The sequence below is a fragment of the Sutterella megalosphaeroides genome (assembly GCF_003609995.1).
GTDB classification, from domain to species: domain Bacteria; phylum Pseudomonadota; class Gammaproteobacteria; order Burkholderiales; family Burkholderiaceae_F; genus Sutterella; species Sutterella megalosphaeroides.
In genome coordinates this window covers 1,292,668-1,308,300 of the sequence record NZ_AP018786.1, presented here as the reverse complement: position 1 = coordinate 1,308,300, position 15,633 = coordinate 1,292,668, and the positions used below count along the sequence as shown (strand labels likewise).

Annotated in this window: 10 protein-coding genes; 4 read left to right on the top strand and 6 right to left on the bottom strand. The window is 63.6% G+C overall.

The features are described from left to right. Positions 1–124 precede the first annotated feature (124 nt). Complete coding sequence (locus tag S6FBBBH3_RS05545; RefSeq protein ID WP_120176802.1) at positions 125–613, top strand: hypothetical protein; 489 nt, start codon at positions 125–127, stop codon at positions 611–613. Positions 614–877: 264 nt separating this feature from the next. Further along, positions 878–1,429 carry a CreA family protein gene (locus tag S6FBBBH3_RS05540; RefSeq protein ID WP_120176801.1) on the top strand — a complete coding sequence of 184 codons (552 nt, stop codon included), beginning with the start codon at positions 878–880 and terminating at the stop codon, positions 1,427–1,429. Between the two features lie 91 nt (positions 1,430–1,520). Here S6FBBBH3_RS05540 and S6FBBBH3_RS05535 read toward each other — a convergent pair whose 3' ends face one another. The 3 genes from S6FBBBH3_RS05535 to S6FBBBH3_RS05525 all read right to left on the bottom strand — a co-directional run bounded on the left by S6FBBBH3_RS05535 (position 1,521) and on the right by S6FBBBH3_RS05525 (position 4,817). Beyond that, the gene (locus S6FBBBH3_RS05535) at positions 1,521–1,757 is read right to left on the bottom strand and encodes a hypothetical protein (protein ID WP_120176800.1); all 237 of its coding nucleotides are present in this window, start codon (positions 1,755–1,757) and stop codon (positions 1,521–1,523) included. 36 nt (positions 1,758–1,793) lie between these two features. Then, positions 1,794–3,044, bottom strand: coding sequence for an MFS transporter (locus S6FBBBH3_RS05530; protein WP_120176799.1), 1,251 nt, complete (start codon positions 3,042–3,044; stop codon positions 1,794–1,796). A 120-nt stretch (positions 3,045–3,164) separates the two neighbouring features. After that, the gene (locus S6FBBBH3_RS05525; protein ID WP_120176798.1) at positions 3,165–4,817 is read right to left on the bottom strand and encodes an HAL/PAL/TAL family ammonia-lyase; all 1,653 of its coding nucleotides are present in this window, start codon (positions 4,815–4,817) and stop codon (positions 3,165–3,167) included. 393 nt (positions 4,818–5,210) lie between these two features. On the opposite strand from S6FBBBH3_RS05525, the gene S6FBBBH3_RS05520 reads away from it, so the two are divergent. After that, positions 5,211–6,968, top strand: coding sequence for a flavocytochrome c (locus S6FBBBH3_RS05520; protein ID WP_120176797.1), 1,758 nt, complete (start codon positions 5,211–5,213; stop codon positions 6,966–6,968). Positions 6,969–7,179: 211 nt separating this feature from the next. Further along, positions 7,180–7,797 carry a TetR/AcrR family transcriptional regulator gene (locus S6FBBBH3_RS05515; protein WP_120176796.1) on the top strand — a complete coding sequence of 206 codons (618 nt, stop codon included), beginning with the start codon at positions 7,180–7,182 and terminating at the stop codon, positions 7,795–7,797. A gap of 342 nt (positions 7,798–8,139) precedes the next feature. Here S6FBBBH3_RS05515 and S6FBBBH3_RS05505 read toward each other — a convergent pair whose 3' ends face one another. From S6FBBBH3_RS05505 to S6FBBBH3_RS05495, 3 genes are all read right to left on the bottom strand, one after another. Continuing rightward, entirely contained in the window at positions 8,140–12,666 is a 4,527-nt protein-coding gene (locus S6FBBBH3_RS05505) for a DEAD/DEAH box helicase (protein WP_170143835.1), read from the bottom strand. A 372-nt stretch (positions 12,667–13,038) separates the two neighbouring features. Then, complete coding sequence (locus tag S6FBBBH3_RS05500) at positions 13,039–13,563, bottom strand: macro domain-containing protein (RefSeq protein ID WP_120176793.1); 525 nt, start codon at positions 13,561–13,563, stop codon at positions 13,039–13,041. A 218-nt stretch (positions 13,564–13,781) separates the two neighbouring features. Then, on the bottom strand, positions 13,782–15,599 hold the full coding sequence (locus S6FBBBH3_RS05495; protein ID WP_120176792.1) for an aryl-sulfate sulfotransferase: 1,818 nt from the start codon (positions 15,597–15,599) through the stop codon (positions 13,782–13,784). Between the last annotated feature and the right edge of the window lie 34 nt (positions 15,600–15,633).

Below are 15,633 nucleotides of genomic sequence, written 5' to 3'. Positions count from 1 at the left end.
ACTCCTTGAAACCGAATGCCTTTCAAGCCTTGAGGTTCGCGAACTCCTCCGATGAAACCCGCAGAAAAAGCCCGAAGGAACTCCGTAAAATGGGAATAAGTCAACCGCTTCACGGAGACGACAAATGAAACGCCCGATTCGCTCTACTCTACTCGGCCTCGCTCTTGCGAGCGCCCTCATCCTCGCCGGCTGCGGTGCAACCGTTCCCGTTCGCACGATGTCGCAAGGCTACGTGACGGAAGGAACGCCCATTGCGACCGTGCACGAAGCCGTTCTTCGCGCGGCGGAACTTCGCTACTGGCGCGTCATCTCGGACGACCCGGGCGTCGTGACGCTCGCCTACCCCTCCGGCCCCAAGGCGCAGCACTTCGAAGCGATCGTGCGCGTCAACTACGACGCGCGCAACTTCCGCGTCGAATATGTCTCGAGCCGCGGCCTCAACGAAGGACACGGTTGCACCCAGGATAAGGACGTCGTCTGCGCGCACAGGAACGTCAACAACTGGATGATCAACCTCGACAAGGACATCCGCCGCTTCCTCGTTTTGCAGCCTCGGACGGGAACCACGGCTCCCGCTCGGTCCCAAGAGCCCGCCAAGACCCCGACCAAATGATCGAGTCGCAACCGCCCGCGTGACGGCATGGCGGCCCGGCACCGTACAAAACGAAACGACACCTCAGGCCGGCGCCCGACTTCGGGCCGTCGGCCTGCATGTTTTCGTGTGTTTCGCTTTCCGGCCGCTTTCGGCCTTCTCCGATAAAGCCGAAGTCCCGACTCGGACTCGGCCTGAAAAAGACGGTTGCAACGGGTCCGACACGCTCGGACCCGGCCTTGGGTATGATGAGGCTTCGAAAACCGAACTCACCGGAAAAAACCCATGACCTCTCGCACTCTTCGCCTTTGCGGCGCGCTCGGCGCCGCGGTCATCGCACTTGCGGGCTGCTCGAACGACGAAGTCGCCGAAGTCTCGCTCGGCGTCTTCACCTTCAAGAACATCACCACGAACGCCTTCGTCGACCCCGTGGTCACGGGCGTCACGTGTCACGTCACGAGCATCGAGTCGCCGCTTCAGTTCTCGGACCCGTCGGAGAGCTCCGTCTCCTGCCGCCAGACGGGCGAAATCACGCCCGAGATGATTGTCGCCATTCCGAAGGGGAAGGACGGCGACGTGGTCTTCCGCAAGTCGAAGAGCGTCTTCTTCAAAACGATGAAGATCCGTCGCATCTACGACGAAGCGAACCAGACGCTCCTTTATGTCAGCTACTCGACGAAGGAAACGTCGGGAAGCTTCAAGCATTCCTTGTCGACTGTGCCGCTCTGGGGGACGGCCGCCTACCGCAAGCCCGCCCCGGGCGGAATGAACGGAACGGGCGGCGTCGCTTCGGAAAGCGCCGAGAACGCTCTCGACGGGCGCGACACGGCGCTCTGACGGCCCGTCCGTCCGAGACCGAGAGGATGCGGGCACTTCGGTGCCCGCTTTTTTTCGCCCTTCTCGGTTGTTCCGGGTTCTCTCGGTTGCCTCAATCGCGGAACACCGCGACGAGGAAGAGAATCGGGAAAAGCACGAGCGCGATCCCGATCAACCCGAACGGCACGGCGAATGCGGCGGGGAAAAGGAAGCACACCGCGCCGAAGATCACGAGCCCGACGCACACGGTCCAGAACATCGACAAGAGACCGAGCAGGAACGGAAGAATCCAAAAGAAAAGCGCGCCGAAAACGAGAAACGCCAAGAAGGCGAAGAGAGCTTCGAGCATGGGACCTCCGTGAGAAAAAACGAGACTTCGTATTCGTTATTCTTTCAGATTCACAGACGCACCGAGGGCCCGATCGCGGGGCGCAAGGAGCAGTCCGAGTAAAAACCCCGAGGCGAGCAGCCCGAGACCGCCAGCGAAGAGCGCCGGCGCGCCGAAATCTTCCAGGAGAAGCGGGAACGCAAAAGCGGATGCCGTCGCCCCGACGCGCGCGAGCGCGGTCACGAGCCCCACGGCCCGAGCGCGGATCGCCGTGGGGAAAAGGAGATTCGGGTACACGAAGTCAAGCGGCGCCTGCAGCCCGTAGGCAAAGGCGAAAAGCACGAACCCCGCCGAGGCCGCCGTGTCGCTCCCGCCGAAAGCAACGAGCGCCAGGCCCATAAACATCGCGACGTAGGTCGTGAGGAGAACGGTCCTCGGGCGAGAGGCGACGACGGGAAAGAGCGTCGGGATCGCCCCGACGAGGAAGAACCCGTAAAGAAGCAGCATGTGCGTCACGGGACCGTTCGTTCCCGTGAGGATTTCGATGATGCGGCCCGCATAGAACATCATCACCGTGACGGGCACGGTCTGGCAGAGCCAGAAGCCCGCACAAAAGACAAGATTGCGGCGGTAGGCGCGCTTGCCGGAACGGCTTTCGGAAGGTTCGGCCGTAAGCGCCTCCCTTTCGGACGACGTTTCACGGTCCTCAACCTTTTTCTCCCCCTTGTCGCGCTCGCGCAGCCACTCGGAGGACTCCGCAACGCGCAGGCGCATCAAAAAGAGGATCCCCGCCACCGCGGCCTGCACGGTCCAGAAAAAGAGCCACGAGCGGTCGGCAAGCAGTACGGGGAGCGCCGTAACGACGGCCGAGAGAGCGCCGACATTCCACGCGAGCATCATGACGGCCAGAGCCCGCGTGCGCCGTTCGGGCGAGACGGATTCCGTGACGATCGCCTGCGAGACGGGGTAGTCGCCCCCGACCAAAAACCCCGTCAAAAAGCGCATCGCGAGAATGACGCTCACCTCGGGAAGCGCGCGGGCGAGAAGCGTGAGCGCGAGGATCCCGGCCGCCGCCCCCGCAAAGAGCCCGCGCCGACCGAAGCGGTCCGCAATCGGTCCCGCCACGAGCGAGCCCGCGAACGATCCCGCGAGAAAGAGACTCGTCATGAGCGCGGTTTCAAGCGACGTGAGCCCGGGAACCAGCAGAATCAAAAAAGCGGCGGATGCAGTCGAAAAGCCGTCGAGAAACGGCGTGCCGGCGCCCGAGATCGTCACGAAGACGTCGGAGCGCAAACGCAATGCGGTCATGAGAAAACGAGGGTGGTGGTGCGGTCGAGCGGGCAAAGACTACAAAAAAATGCGGGGAACCGCAAGAGCGGCTCCCCGCGGACGTTTCCCCCCGGAGTCGTCGACGCGGGGGCAAACGACTTATTTCACTTCGTAGCTCTTCAAGAGCTTCACGCCCGCTTCGAGGTCTTCGGAGAAGATACGGTCCTTTTCAACAAAGGGTACCACCTTGCGGTAGGCGTCGTAGAGGGCCTGCGTCTTTTCGGAGAGCTTCACGTCGGAGCGCTTCATCTTCCGGAGGTCGATCGCCTGGGTGTTGTGGAGCATTTCCATCGCGTAGAGGTCGATCAGGTTCGAGGCGCTGCGCTCGAGACGGTTCGCCACGCGCGGAAGGTTCGAAGCGGAGTCTTCGATGTTGCCTTCAACCGGCGTGCTCGCGAGCGACACGGGGTTCGCGAGATCGACGTTTTCCGCGTAGATCGAGACCATCGAGTCTTCGGTCGCGCCGAACGAGTGACCGGCCGTGTTGTTGGGGCCGGCGAGGTAGCGCGAGAGGCCCGAGAAGCGGTCTTCGTCGAGACGTAGCGTGCGGTGGAGCGAATTGTGAGCGACGTGACCGAGGGCGATCGCGGCGCGTTCGGCGGCAATCGCGATCGGGAGCGGTTCGAAGTTCGCGCTCGGAATGATGGCGCCTTCGAGGCCTTCGCCCTTCACGAAGTACTGCGCGACCTGGCTCGATTCGAGGTCCTCCTTCGAGGCGTTGAGAATGACGCCCGGATTGTCGTCGGAGCTGTTGATCTGAACGTTGACGAGTTCGTCAAGATCGTTCAAAGCGCGCTTGGCTTCGGAGATCGTGTAGACCGTCGTGCGGAAGGAAAGGGGATCCTGGAGCGCACGGGTCGGATCCTTTTCCCAGAGGTAGGAGCCCTTCAGAGTGGCGCGCATTTCGGTCGCGGCTTCGGAGAGCCCCGCGAGAGGATGGCTCTTCACGGTCTGAGCGAGGAAGGGGGCGACGTTCCCGTTCATGCCTTCGAGCGTAAGGCCGTAGACAACGGGCGAGAGCTGAAGCACGCGGCGCATTTCGCGCATGGCGCTCATCGTCATCGCGATGCCGACGGAGTTGGTGGAAAGAATCGCAAGACCGTCCTTGCCTTCCGGAACGAGCGGGCGAATGCCCTTCATGCGGAGCGCTTCGGCGCCCGAGACGACCTTGCCGTCCACTTCGGCGCGCCATTCGCCCATCATGACGGAGCCCACGTGCGAAGCGAGCGTGATGTCCGCGTCGCCGATCGAGCCGCGGGTCGGGATCACGGGCGTGATGCCTTTATTCAAGAAGTCGCGGTAGAGCTCCGCCACGTAGGGCTGAGCGCCCGAGCGGCCCGTCAGGAGCGTGTTGAGACGCACGACCATCGCGAGACGCGCGGTTTCCTTCGGGAGGTGAGCGCCGTACCCGACGGAGTGCGAGCGCAGGATGTTGCGGTTGAAGTCGATGCTCGCCCGGCGGGCGGTTTCGGTCATTTCGCCCGAGGCTTCGAAGAGCTTGTGATCCTTGTTGAGACCGACGCCCACCGTGAGACCGTAGATTTCAACGCCCTGGCGGGCGGCGGTCATGACGAGGCGGTTCGAATCCGTTACCTGCTTCATGGCTTCGGGAGCGATAGCGACTTCTTCGCCTTCGGCAACGCGCCAGGCTTCGTCCTGGGTGAGCGTCTTCCCGGTGAGGGTCACGGTGGCGTTGGCGGAAAGGGCGGCAAGCGACATGGCAAGTCCGATAACGATGGGTTTGAGCTGCATTGTACGGTGTCCTTTGTACGGTCGAAAGTTCGAAAGCTCTTCCGGAGGAGCTCCGCCCGAAAACGGTCCGCGAGCGAAGCCTCCGAATAAAAATGAACGCGCCGAGGTCGGTCGACCGCTCGGGAGCTATCGGCCGAGGCTCGTCGGTCGGGAGTCAACCCGGCGCGCGAACCGAATCATACCCAAAAGTCCGACCGGTCGGTCTGATGTTTTCCCCTAGGGAGCTCAGCTGAAAATCGGCTTGCACTTGTTTTTTATGATTTTCTTCTTTGCATCTCCCACTCGAGTAGGTGAAAGTACCACCATACCGACCAGTCGGTTTCGTCTAGAATCACTTCCGAATTAAGAACGGACCCGAGTGCTGCTCGGACCCCACGTTGGAGAGAAACCATCATGAAGTTGCGTACCACGCTTCTTACCGCCGCGATCGGCGGTCTTTTCGCCGTCACGGCTTTTGCCGCCCCCGTTACCCAGGAAGGCACGGGCGTCGGCAAGCACGGCGATATCACGGTTGCCGTCACGTTCGACGAAGGCCGCATCACCGACATCAAAGTCGTGAAGAACCAGGAAAACCCCGTTCTCGCGAAGAAAGTCTTCACGGACCTGAAGGATCACGTCGTTCAGTCGAACTCCGCCGACCTCGACGTCATCTCGGGCGCCACCTTCTCCTCGAAGGGTTTCCTCGACGCCGTTAAGGACGCCGCCAAGAAGGCGGGCGTGACGCTCTCGAAGGCCGACAAGAAGGCCCTCAAGAAGGCCGTCGTCAACCTCCCGAAGGAATCCTCCTATGACGTGGTCGTGATCGGTGCGGGCGGCGCGGGCTTCTCGGCCGCGATCGAAGCGAAGAACGCCGGTGCGAACGTCGTCCTCCTTGAAAAGATGCCCGCCGTCGGCGGCAACTCCCTCATTTCGGGCGCCGAAATGAACGTGGCCCGCAACTGGGTCCAGCCCAAGCTCGGCATCACCGACGACTCGCCCGAACTCCACGCCGAAGACACCTACAAGGGCGGCGACAAGAAGGGCGACATGAAGGTCATCAACGTCATGACCCATCAGGCGCTCGACGCCGCGCTCTGGTGCCGCGACTACCTCGGCGTCAAGTTCGAAGACGACAACCTCTTCTTCTTCGGCGGCCACAGCCGCAAGCGCGCTCTGATTCCGGTCGGCCACACCGGCACGGAATTCATCGCGAAGTTCCAGGCCAAGGCCGACGAACTCGGCATTCCGGTCATCACCAACATGAAGGCCGAAGAGCTTGTTAAGGACAAGGACGGTCGCGTCGTCGGCGTCAAGGCCACGATGGACGGCAACACTTACACCTTCAATGCCAAGGGCGGCGTCGTGCTCGCTACGGGCGGCTTCGGTGCCAACCCCGAAATGGTGAAGAAGTACAACCCGAAGATCGACGAACGCTTCAAGACGACCGACGCTCCGGGCGCCACGGGCGAAGCTCTCTACATGGCGGAACGTGCGGGTGCCGAGCTCGTCAACATGAGCTACATCCAGACGTACCCGATCTGCGACCCGATCTCGGGCGTGATCGAACTCATCGCCGACGCGCGCTTTGACGGCGCCATCATGCTCAACCAGGAAGGCAAGCGCTTCGTCGAAGAACTCGAACGTCGCGACGTGCTCTCCGAAGCCATCCTCAAGCAGACGGGCGCTTATTGCTGGGTTCTCTGGAACGACAAGATCGGTGCGATCTCCAACACCGTCAAGGCTCACCCGACCGAATACGAAGCCTTCACGAAGCAGGGCATCATGAAGACCTGCGACGACCTGAAGTGCATCGCCGACTTCACGAAGATCCCGTTCGATCAGCTTAAGGCCACGACGGATCGCGTCACCTCGATGGCCGGCAAGGGCAACGACAAGGACTTCAACCACCGCAGCGGCCTCGTCGACATGAGCCAGGGCAAGTACTACGTCATCAAGGCGGTGCCCTCCACCCACCACACGATGGGCGGCGTTCGCATCAACGAAAAGGCGCAGGCTCTGACGAAGGACGGTCAGGTCATTCCGGGCCTCTGGGCCGCGGGTGAAGTGACGGGTGTCACGCACGGCACGAACCGCCTCGGCGGCAACGCCTACACGGACATCATCGTCTTCGGTCGCATCGCCGGCAAGGCCGCCGCCGAAGCCGCGAAGTAAAGTCCGACCGTTTGCATCACCGCAAACGCACGACCTCGAAAGAGAACCGGGAGGAAGAACGTTCGGTTTCCCCCACGTCTCCCCTCTCGGTTAATATTCGGGGGGCGGCCGAATCGGCCGCCCCTTTTTTCATTTCCGCGCCCGAGGCGTTTCGCCGACCTGCAGCCGCACGTCCGACAAGCCCCCGAACGCCCCATCCGAAGAACCCGCCATGTCGCTCAAAGCTCAGAAAACCAAAGCTGACCTTCTCAAAGCCGCCCGTGCGGTGCTCCTTTCGGGCGGGATCGCGCGCCTCAGCATGGACCGCGTGGCCGAGCAGGCGGGCGTAAGCAAGGGCGCCATCATGTACCACTTTCCCACGAAGCGCGCCCTTCAGGCCGCTTTGATCGAAGATTACGCCGAACACCTCGATCGGGAACTTCGGCGCCACGAGGCGAAGTTCGAGGGGCTCCCCGAAGAAACGCTCGTTCCTGGGTTCGTCTCCTGGTTTCGGCAGTTCAGCAGCGACAACCGCGGCTGGGCCTCGGTGGGCGTGCAGCTTCTCTCGCAACAGGCGCACGATCCGGAGTTGCTCGAACCCGTGCGCGCCTGGTACGCGCGGCTTTTCGCGCGCATCCTGCGCCTTCCGAAGCGCCGTCGCAGCCGTATGCTGCTTGTGATCATGGCGCTCGAAGGGTGCTTCTACGCGCACAAGTTCGGCGTCGACACGATTCCCGCCGAGACGAAGGAAGAGATTTACGCACTGATGACGGATTTGACGGGGACGAGCGATGTCGAGCGCAAAAGCGACGACACCGAGAAAGCCGCCTCCGAAAGCGCGGCGAGCTGATAGGGCGTGAGTCGGTCGAACCGACGGTGAAGTTCGTTCCGATCCCGACGCCCGGTCCGAAGCCCGACGAAAAAAGAGCCCGCGCGGTCCGTGCCGTGCGGGCTTTCCTTCAAGATCGGAGACAACATCATAGAGAGCGGCGATCCGTCTCTTCTTCCCGTCGCAACGCCCTCTTTCCCGAGATGTCCGGAGCGTCGCCCCCGCAGAACCGGATCGCCGGGTTCATGGTAGCAAACGCTCCCGACTGCGTGAAGATCCCTAGGTAAACCATATTGTTTCGCCGCACCGCAAAATGTGTGCGAATGTATACGATCGGGACGATTTCGATGTTTTCGGGATTCATCAACCGGACTCCGAATGCTCGGGCGGCACGTCGTCGGGACCGAAATCGGGAGCACTTTCGGGATCGCTCTCAAACTCGATCGGCGGCGCGGGCGGCAGATCCGGTTCGGGAAGCGGCGCGTTCATGTCCGCGTACGCGTCGAACAAATCCGCTTCGCGCACCTCTTCCTGCGCCTTGCGGGAGGATTTGTCGAAGACCGTCACCTCGACGGGTTCGGTCGTTTCGCGCTCCAGGTGTTCGCTCACGAGTCGGAAGACGGGTTCTGCCGTCCACTCCTCGTAGTTCCCGATCACGACGAGGTCGCGCCGCGCGCGCGTCACCGCCACGTTGATGAGATTGACGGGCGAGGCCGCCCAGCGGCGCTGGCGCTTCCCCGCTTCGCCCGGGGCGCTCCCGAGAACGAGAACGACGATGTCGGCTTCCTGCCCCTGGAAGGCGTGCACGGTGTCGGCACGAACGACAATCGAACGAAGTCGGAGGCTCCTGACGATCGATGCGGCCGCATCCGCCACGCTTCGGAAGGGCGAAAGGACGAAGACCGACGCATGACGGAACCGACGGTCGCTCTCCAACGCCCGCAACTCGCGACTCATCCATTCGAGCTCTTCCCCGACGATCTTCGGGTCGCGCTTCGCGACGAACCCCGTTTCGTGCGTAGCGGAGGCATCCCCCGCATCCGAGCCGCTTGCCCGAGCGCCAGCCGCCGAGGCCTGCGCGTGCTTAGCACCCGGCACCGTCCGCGGCACGACGTCGATCCAGCGCGAGAGCTGCGGACGACCGTCGTCCGTTCGCGGCGTCATCTGCACCATCTGGTTGGCGTACGAGACGGCGTTCGAGATTTCGAACATGGGCGAGCCGCAACGGCGGTGCGTTCGAAGGGGCAAGCCCGTCCAGACTTCGTCCTGCGTTTCGGCGTCGCGAATGGCGGCCCCCACGGTCATCGTGCGGTCGACGAGGGACTGAAGGGACGAACGCAGGGGCCCCCAGAAAGGTTCCACCGCCCGAGAACGCGCAAGCCGCTCGCGCAGGTACTCGACCAAGGGCTCCGGCATCGTCACGACCGGCATCAGCTGACGGGGGTCGCCGAGCACGACCGCGCGCTTGGAGCGCGCAAGCAGTCCCGCCGCCGCGCCGGCGGTGGCCTGACTCGCTTCGTCGACGAAGAGCCAGCCGATTTCTTCGCGTCGCACGCCGCTGAAAAGACGCTCGGCACTCGCAAGCGTCGTCGAAACGACGGGAACGGCAAGCGAAAGCAGCCGAAAGAGGTCGATCGCGCTTCCCGATCGGAATTGCGTCTGCCCGCTCTTCAACCAACGCCCCGCCATCTCGAAGTTGTTCGCAAAAGCTTCCGCCTGCGCGACGAGCAGCGCCGCATGGAGCGAGAGCGCCGCGAGGAAAAGTTCCGAGCGGTCCCGCTCGAACGCTTCGTCCACCCAGAGGCTCGTTTTGTGCTGCGAGGGGTCTTCTTCGAAGGAGCGCGTAAAAAGCGAGGGCTTCATGGACGAGCCCGCATAGCGCTCGATCCGTTTCACGACCCGCTCGCGAATCGCGAGGAACTGATCGCGCGCGCGAATCCAGTTTTCTTCCGGAGAGGTGTCGGTGAAATTCAGATAGCGCGCTTCTTCGCGAAGCTGCGCGGGAAGCGACGCATCGTGTTCGGCGGACGAAGGGGCGGCGTCAGTGCCGTTCGCAGCGCTCGGGTTGCTCGGACGCATCGGGTCGCGACCCTCCGAGGCCGCCGCTTCCGGCGCGGGCTTTGCCGTCGTAAGGACGTCGAAGGCAAAGCGCCGGCAGTTCGCCCGCCGACCGAGCGTGGCGGAAACGAGCCCCCAGACGCTCTTTTCCAGAGCGCCCGCCGCGGCCGACGTCGGATCGACCCCGGCTCGGGCGGTGCGACTGCCGCTCGGAGCGTTGCCGCCCGTCAGGAATTCGAGACCCCGCAGCATCTTCAAGGCCGTATCGCGCCAGTAGCCGAAGGGGGCGCTCTTCGTTTCACGCCCCGTGCGCGGGTCGACCTTGCGGCGCGAGAGCGAAAAGCTTCGCGGGAGCGTGTCGGTGATGTTGCGAATGGCCGCGTTGTTGTTCGAGGCGACGACGATCGTAAAGGGGGCGGTCAGATCCGAGCGCACGGGACGAATGTCGAGCGTTTCGCCGTTCGTTTCGATCGTGACGGATCGGGTGGAATCGAAAACGTCGCTCGAATGTTCGAGCCCGGAGAGCGTCTCGGCGCGCGCCACGACGATGTCGGCGACGACGTCGCGCAAGAGCCAGCTCTTCCCCGTGCCCGGAGGGCCGTTGAGGGACAGAATCGGCGGACAGGCTTTGTCCGAAACGGGCATCGAAGACGTCGAGGGCGTCGAAGAGGACGTTGAAAGGGGGGCGGCGGCGGACGCCGACAACGTAGCGGCATCCCCCTCCCCGTTGACCTTCTTTCCGAATTCGGTCCCGCGACCGAGCGGCGCGCAGACGATGTTGACGGCCGCCTGCTGCGCGGCGTAGAGGTGGTGCGACGCGTCGCTCGGCCACCGCCCGAGAGGGAAGCGCTCGGGGTTGAGGGCCGCCTTCACGGCGGCGGGTTCGCGCAGGATATCGTGGCGCTCTTCGGGACGGCTCGCCCGACCGAGGAGCGTTTCCAGGGGTTTCCCGAGCGACTCGCCCGCTTCCGCGAGGCGCAAAAGGCGACGCAAGTCCCCGAGGTAGAAGCTCCCGAGGCATTCGCCGTCTTCGGACGAGGGCTCCCAGCGGGCGTCGTGTTTCGAAACGCGCACGGCGCAGTCGAAGACTTCGCCCCACCCGATCCAGGACGCGATTCGGGTCGAGACGTATTCGACGAAGTCGGCGCTCGCACGCTTCGCGTCACCCTGCGGGTCCTCGATCGTCACGACCCCGTCGCGATCGAGCGTACGCTTGTAGCCCGGATGCGACGCGTCCGTCCCGAGCGTCTTTCGGGCGTATTCCGAGAAGTGCTCCGTGTAGAACCCGTTTCGCAGGGCGGCGTCTTCGATCGTGAAGGGAACGGCGAAGAAGTCCTTCGGGATGCGTTCGCCCCGACGACGGAGTTCCGCCGCCCCGCGCTTTTTCCGAACCGCGAGGCTCAGAGCCGACACGATGTCCGAGAGTCGGAAGCTTCCCGGAACGAGTTTTCCCCAGGGGTTGAGTTCAAAGCACGCGAGAAAGGCCGTTCCCCGAATGTTCGACGCCTCGGCAAGGACGGGCTCCAGCCCCGGATTCTCCGCGAGGACCCCGCGGCGCGCCGCACCCGGCTGATAGAGGGCGTCCTCCGCAGGTCGGCTTGAGCCGAGCGGCACTTCGAGAACGCGCAACACGTGTGAAAAGAGCGTGCGCAAAGGCACGATCCCCAGATACACCCGGAAGTACGGCACCGCTGCGCGCACTTCTTCACGCGGCAAGGCTTTCGTGTCGATCTGAACGGCGCCCTCGGGCCAGAGTTCGCTCTCCCAGAAGGCGCGCGCTTCAAGACTCCGAACGTCGCTCGCGCCGGGCCGCCACCGACAAAGGGCGGAGCGCTCCGTCGAGATTTCCGAAAATCCCGGCGGCGAAAAGAGTTCGAGGGCGGACCAAAAGCGCAGGACCTCGGCGCGGTGCTCTTCTTCCTTCGTAAGCGGCCGCGGCGCGGCTTCGGTCGGGTCCGCGGGAGGTACGCCTCCCCCAAGCCGGGGGCTCGAAGGCATGGGGTTCGCAGACGACGCGTGCGCGGGATCGGAGTCGGGCTTTTTCGCGAAGACCTTGGAGGGAGCCTCCGTGGGGTCCTCATAGGGGACCGTTTGGGACTGCGTGGGCTGCGGGGGCTGCGCTTGAGGCTTCGCTTTCGGATCCGTTCCTGGGACTGCCGCACGAGCGTGTGCGTGCACCTTCTCGGGAGCATTCTCGTGCGTCTTCTCGTGCGTCGGAGCGGGCGATCGGACGTGGGTCTTGACGGGGACTTCCGTATGTTGGGTATGTTTCGCTGCCGGAGCTTTCGCCTCGGTTGCCGACGGGGCACGCGCAGCGGACGCAGGGACTGCGGCGACAGCGGCCTCGGCTGCGGCACCCGCTTGGGGCGGGCTCTCCATCCAGGGGGCGTGCTCGTCAACGGCGGCATGTTCGGCCGGGTCGTACCGCACGCCCGAGGCAGGGCGCTTCGACGTGCGGGTCGACGTATGAGACGACGTATGGGCTGAAGTTCGGCTCGACGTATCGGACGAGGCATGAGGACGCAACGCGGAGGGCCTCGAAGCGACGAGCGGCGCGTACACAGCCCAGACCGCGTCTTCGAGCGGATCGTCGATGTCGTGAACGTCAAGGGACGCGACGAGCGGGTCGGGCGACGGGCGGGATGCGGAGGGCTTGGAGAGCTTGTTGGGCTTGGTGGTCTTCGGGCCGTCGAGGTCCGCCGCCGAAAAGAGCCCGCCCGTCTGCGGCGTGCTCGGCGGGATTTCCAAGGGACCGAACCCCTCCTCCCCTTCAACGGCAACCCAAGGAGGAACGTCCGAGGCGTTCCCGGAAGCAGGCTTGTCGGGCGTCACCGAAGCGCATCGGGGCGATTCGGACTGCGGCGCGGCGGGCTTTGCAGCGTGTTTTGCAGCGGACAAAGAGGAAGCGGAAGACTTCGCGGTCGTCGCAGAAGCCGTCGGAGCCTGCGAAGGATTCGAAGGATTCGAAGGATTCGAAGGCGTCGAGGCGGCCGGCGCCTGCGGAGCCGCGTTCTCGTCGTCAAGCCACGGGGGAATTCCCGCCGATCCGTACTTCTTTCCACCCGCCATGAATCCGCTCTGCACTCAAAATCTTGTTCGATGCGATCGGTCGAACGCCTTCCGGCATTCGACCCCAACGGACAAATTTTATCGGATAGAGAGCCCTGCGACTTTCGGGAAAAGGTCGGTTAGCCGCATGCGTCCTCAGTCGAGCCCTTCGACGGAAAACGGGAGCTCCGTCGGCCATGCGGCCTCGTAGGCCTTCAGGTCGATCTCGCGCGCGATGACGAACTTGACGTCGCCCGCAAACGGATGGGCGCGCACGGTCTCGACCGCGATGCATGCCGCAAGCTCGTTCGGAAACGCATAGGCGCCCGTACTGATGCAGGGAAACGCAACGCTCGCGAGATTCGCTTCCGTCGCAAGATCGAGCGCACGGCGGTAGCACGAGGCCAAACGCGCCTCTTCTTCCCAGTCGCCCCCGCGCCATACGGGTCCCGCCGCGTGGATCACGAAGCGCGCGGGAAGCTCGAACCCCGGCGTCATCACGCACTCGCCGTACTCGATGGGCCCAAGCGTCTCGCAGAGTGCGCGCAGTTTCGGCCCCGCCGCACGATGGATGGCGCCGCCCACGCCCCCGGCGGAAAGGAGCGTACGGTTGGCGGCGCTCACCACGGCGTCGACGTGAAGCGTCGTGATATCGGCAACAATGAGGTGCAGGTTCGGCATGATCGTTTGAAAAAGCGTGAGTTGTATGAAGGCGGCAGCTAGGATCTCCGGCGCGGGAAGCGTTCCCGGACACGGGAAGATCCGCCGCCCTCAAGCATAGCGCGCATCGGAAACACCAACCGCGCCCCGACCTCGTACGGATCGGAGCGCGGTTGCGTGCGCCTACGATCGAGCCGGCCGAGCCGTTCAAGTCGCTCGACGGCTCGGAGTGCGGTCGATTACTTCTCGAACGCAATCGAGATGTCGACCGGCATCGCCTGGTATCCCGTCGTCGATTCGACGCGCATTTCGACCGCGGGTTCCGTTTCGCCCCAGTTGAATTCCATCACGTAGGGGTTCGGCGCCGAGGTGAAGGCCCCCGTCGCGAGGTCGAACGAAGCGCCGGCCGTCGCCGAATAGACGAAGATCGAGTCCTTGTCGGCGTGGTATTCGGTGAGAGACGTCACCGGGCTGAACCAGTCGTGGCCCGCCTCTTCGCCGTAGCTCCAAATCTGCTCGACCGTCATCGCCTTTTCGTCGATCTTGTAGACCACCGCACGGCTGTACTTCATTTCGGGAAGCGCGGGCTGTTCCATGCCGCGAGCGTCGCCGTTGTCGAAGACCGAGAGGTAGACGATGCCGGGCTTGCTCTTCGCGTCGATGCGCCAGGCCGTGTGCTGGGTCCACGTCCAATCGAACCCGCCCTCGCACGTGGCGTCCGTGCAGGCGATGGGCTTGCCGTTCTTGTCGACGGGCTTCAGAACCTTGTCGGCGAATTCGCCCTTCCAGCCGCGGGGCGCCCCCATGATCCACTTCACCTTCTTGTCGCGACCGATCTTGATCGCGGCCGACTGGTGGCGCGAGGAGATGATGATCGAGTCGTCGGTCGGGTCGTAGTCGACGGAGTTGACGTGGGCCCAGTTGCGACCCGCACCCGTGCCGGCGATGTCGCCGAACTGATCCGACTCGTTGAGCGCCTTGATGTCTTCTTCGGAGAGGGTCTTCCCGGCCTTCGAAGCGTCGATGTTGAGGCACACCGCCCCCTGATCGAGCGCCTTGATGACGTCGGAGCGATACGGGTCGAGAATGTCGAAGAGACGGAATTCGTCCACGACGTAGCCGTCCGCATCCACTTCGGCGATCACGTCGCGCACCGTGCGCACGTTCTTCCCGTTGGGCAGCTTCAGGTTGGAACTCCCCACACGCAGGAAGAAGTGCCCGTTCTGAGCGGGATCGAGCGCGTGCGAGAAGTCGTTGTAGTTCATCGGAAGCGGACGATTCCAGATTTCACGCCCCATGAGGTCGTACTTCACGTAGCGCTGACCGTAGCCCCAGGTGAAGGCGCCGTCGGCCGTTTGACGAAAGCCCATCATGTCGCCGCCCCAGAAGGGATTGCCCACGTCGTAGATCGGTTCGGCAAAGAGATACCAGCGGTATTCGCCCGTCGTGTCGACGATGCCGTTTTGCGGATAGAAGCTCCACTCGAGAGCGCCGCCCATGGGGTTGTTCCAGACCATGTGCGCGGCCTTGCCCGCGAGGTCCGCGGCGTTGTTGAGGAGGTAGAGGCGGTCCTTGAACTTCGGATCGACCTTCACGGGCTTGACGCGCGGGAAAGCGGACTTCTGGAAGCGCAGCCCCTGCGCTTCGCCGTACATCGGGGACGCGTAGATGTCGTACGTGTCGTCGAAGGTTTCGGACTTGCCGTTGAAAAGACGCGTGTATTCGACGCGAACCTTATTGACGTAGTCGGGATAGAGCCCGAAAACGGGAACGCCCCCGTGCGTAAGCAGCATGCGGCGGCTCACGTTGTAGGAAATCGGGACGCCGCCCGCCTTCGGAAGCACCGTCACCTTGGCCTTTTCGATCACGTAGCCGCCGTTGCGGATGACGGCCGTCAGGGGCGCCACCTTGTAGGGATTCACGATGATTTCGCCCAAGTGCCCCTGCGTTTCGTAGGTCGTTTTCGGACCGGACGCGCCGCCCATGGCGAAAGCGGCGAGAGGCAAAGCGGCGCAGGCCGTTGCGACGGCCAGTGCGGTACGGTGCATGAGAGGCATCGAGATTCTCCTTTTCGAATGCCCGGGAGCCGCC

Bases quoted from the DNA above. Each gene is read 5' to 3' on its own strand.
- S6FBBBH3_RS05545 (WP_120176802.1), top strand. From the start codon at position 125: ATGAAACGCCCGATTCGCTCTACTCTACTCGGCCTCGCTCTTGCGAGC.
- S6FBBBH3_RS05540 (WP_120176801.1), top strand. From the start codon at position 878: ATGACCTCTCGCACTCTTCGCCTTTGCGGCGCGCTCGGCGCCGCGGTC.
- S6FBBBH3_RS05535 (WP_120176800.1), bottom strand. From the start codon at position 1,757: ATGCTCGAAGCTCTCTTCGCCTTCTTGGCGTTTCTCGTTTTCGGCGCG.
- S6FBBBH3_RS05530 (WP_120176799.1), bottom strand. From the start codon at position 3,044: ATGACCGCATTGCGTTTGCGCTCCGACGTCTTCGTGACGATCTCGGGC.
- S6FBBBH3_RS05525 (WP_120176798.1), bottom strand. From the start codon at position 4,817: ATGCAGCTCAAACCCATCGTTATCGGACTTGCCATGTCGCTTGCCGCC.
- S6FBBBH3_RS05520 (WP_120176797.1), top strand. From the start codon at position 5,211: ATGAAGTTGCGTACCACGCTTCTTACCGCCGCGATCGGCGGTCTTTTC.
- S6FBBBH3_RS05515 (WP_120176796.1), top strand. From the start codon at position 7,180: ATGTCGCTCAAAGCTCAGAAAACCAAAGCTGACCTTCTCAAAGCCGCC.
- S6FBBBH3_RS05500 (WP_120176793.1), bottom strand. From the start codon at position 13,563: ATGCCGAACCTGCACCTCATTGTTGCCGATATCACGACGCTTCACGTC.
- S6FBBBH3_RS05495 (WP_120176792.1), bottom strand. From the start codon at position 15,599: ATGCCTCTCATGCACCGTACCGCACTGGCCGTCGCAACGGCCTGCGCC.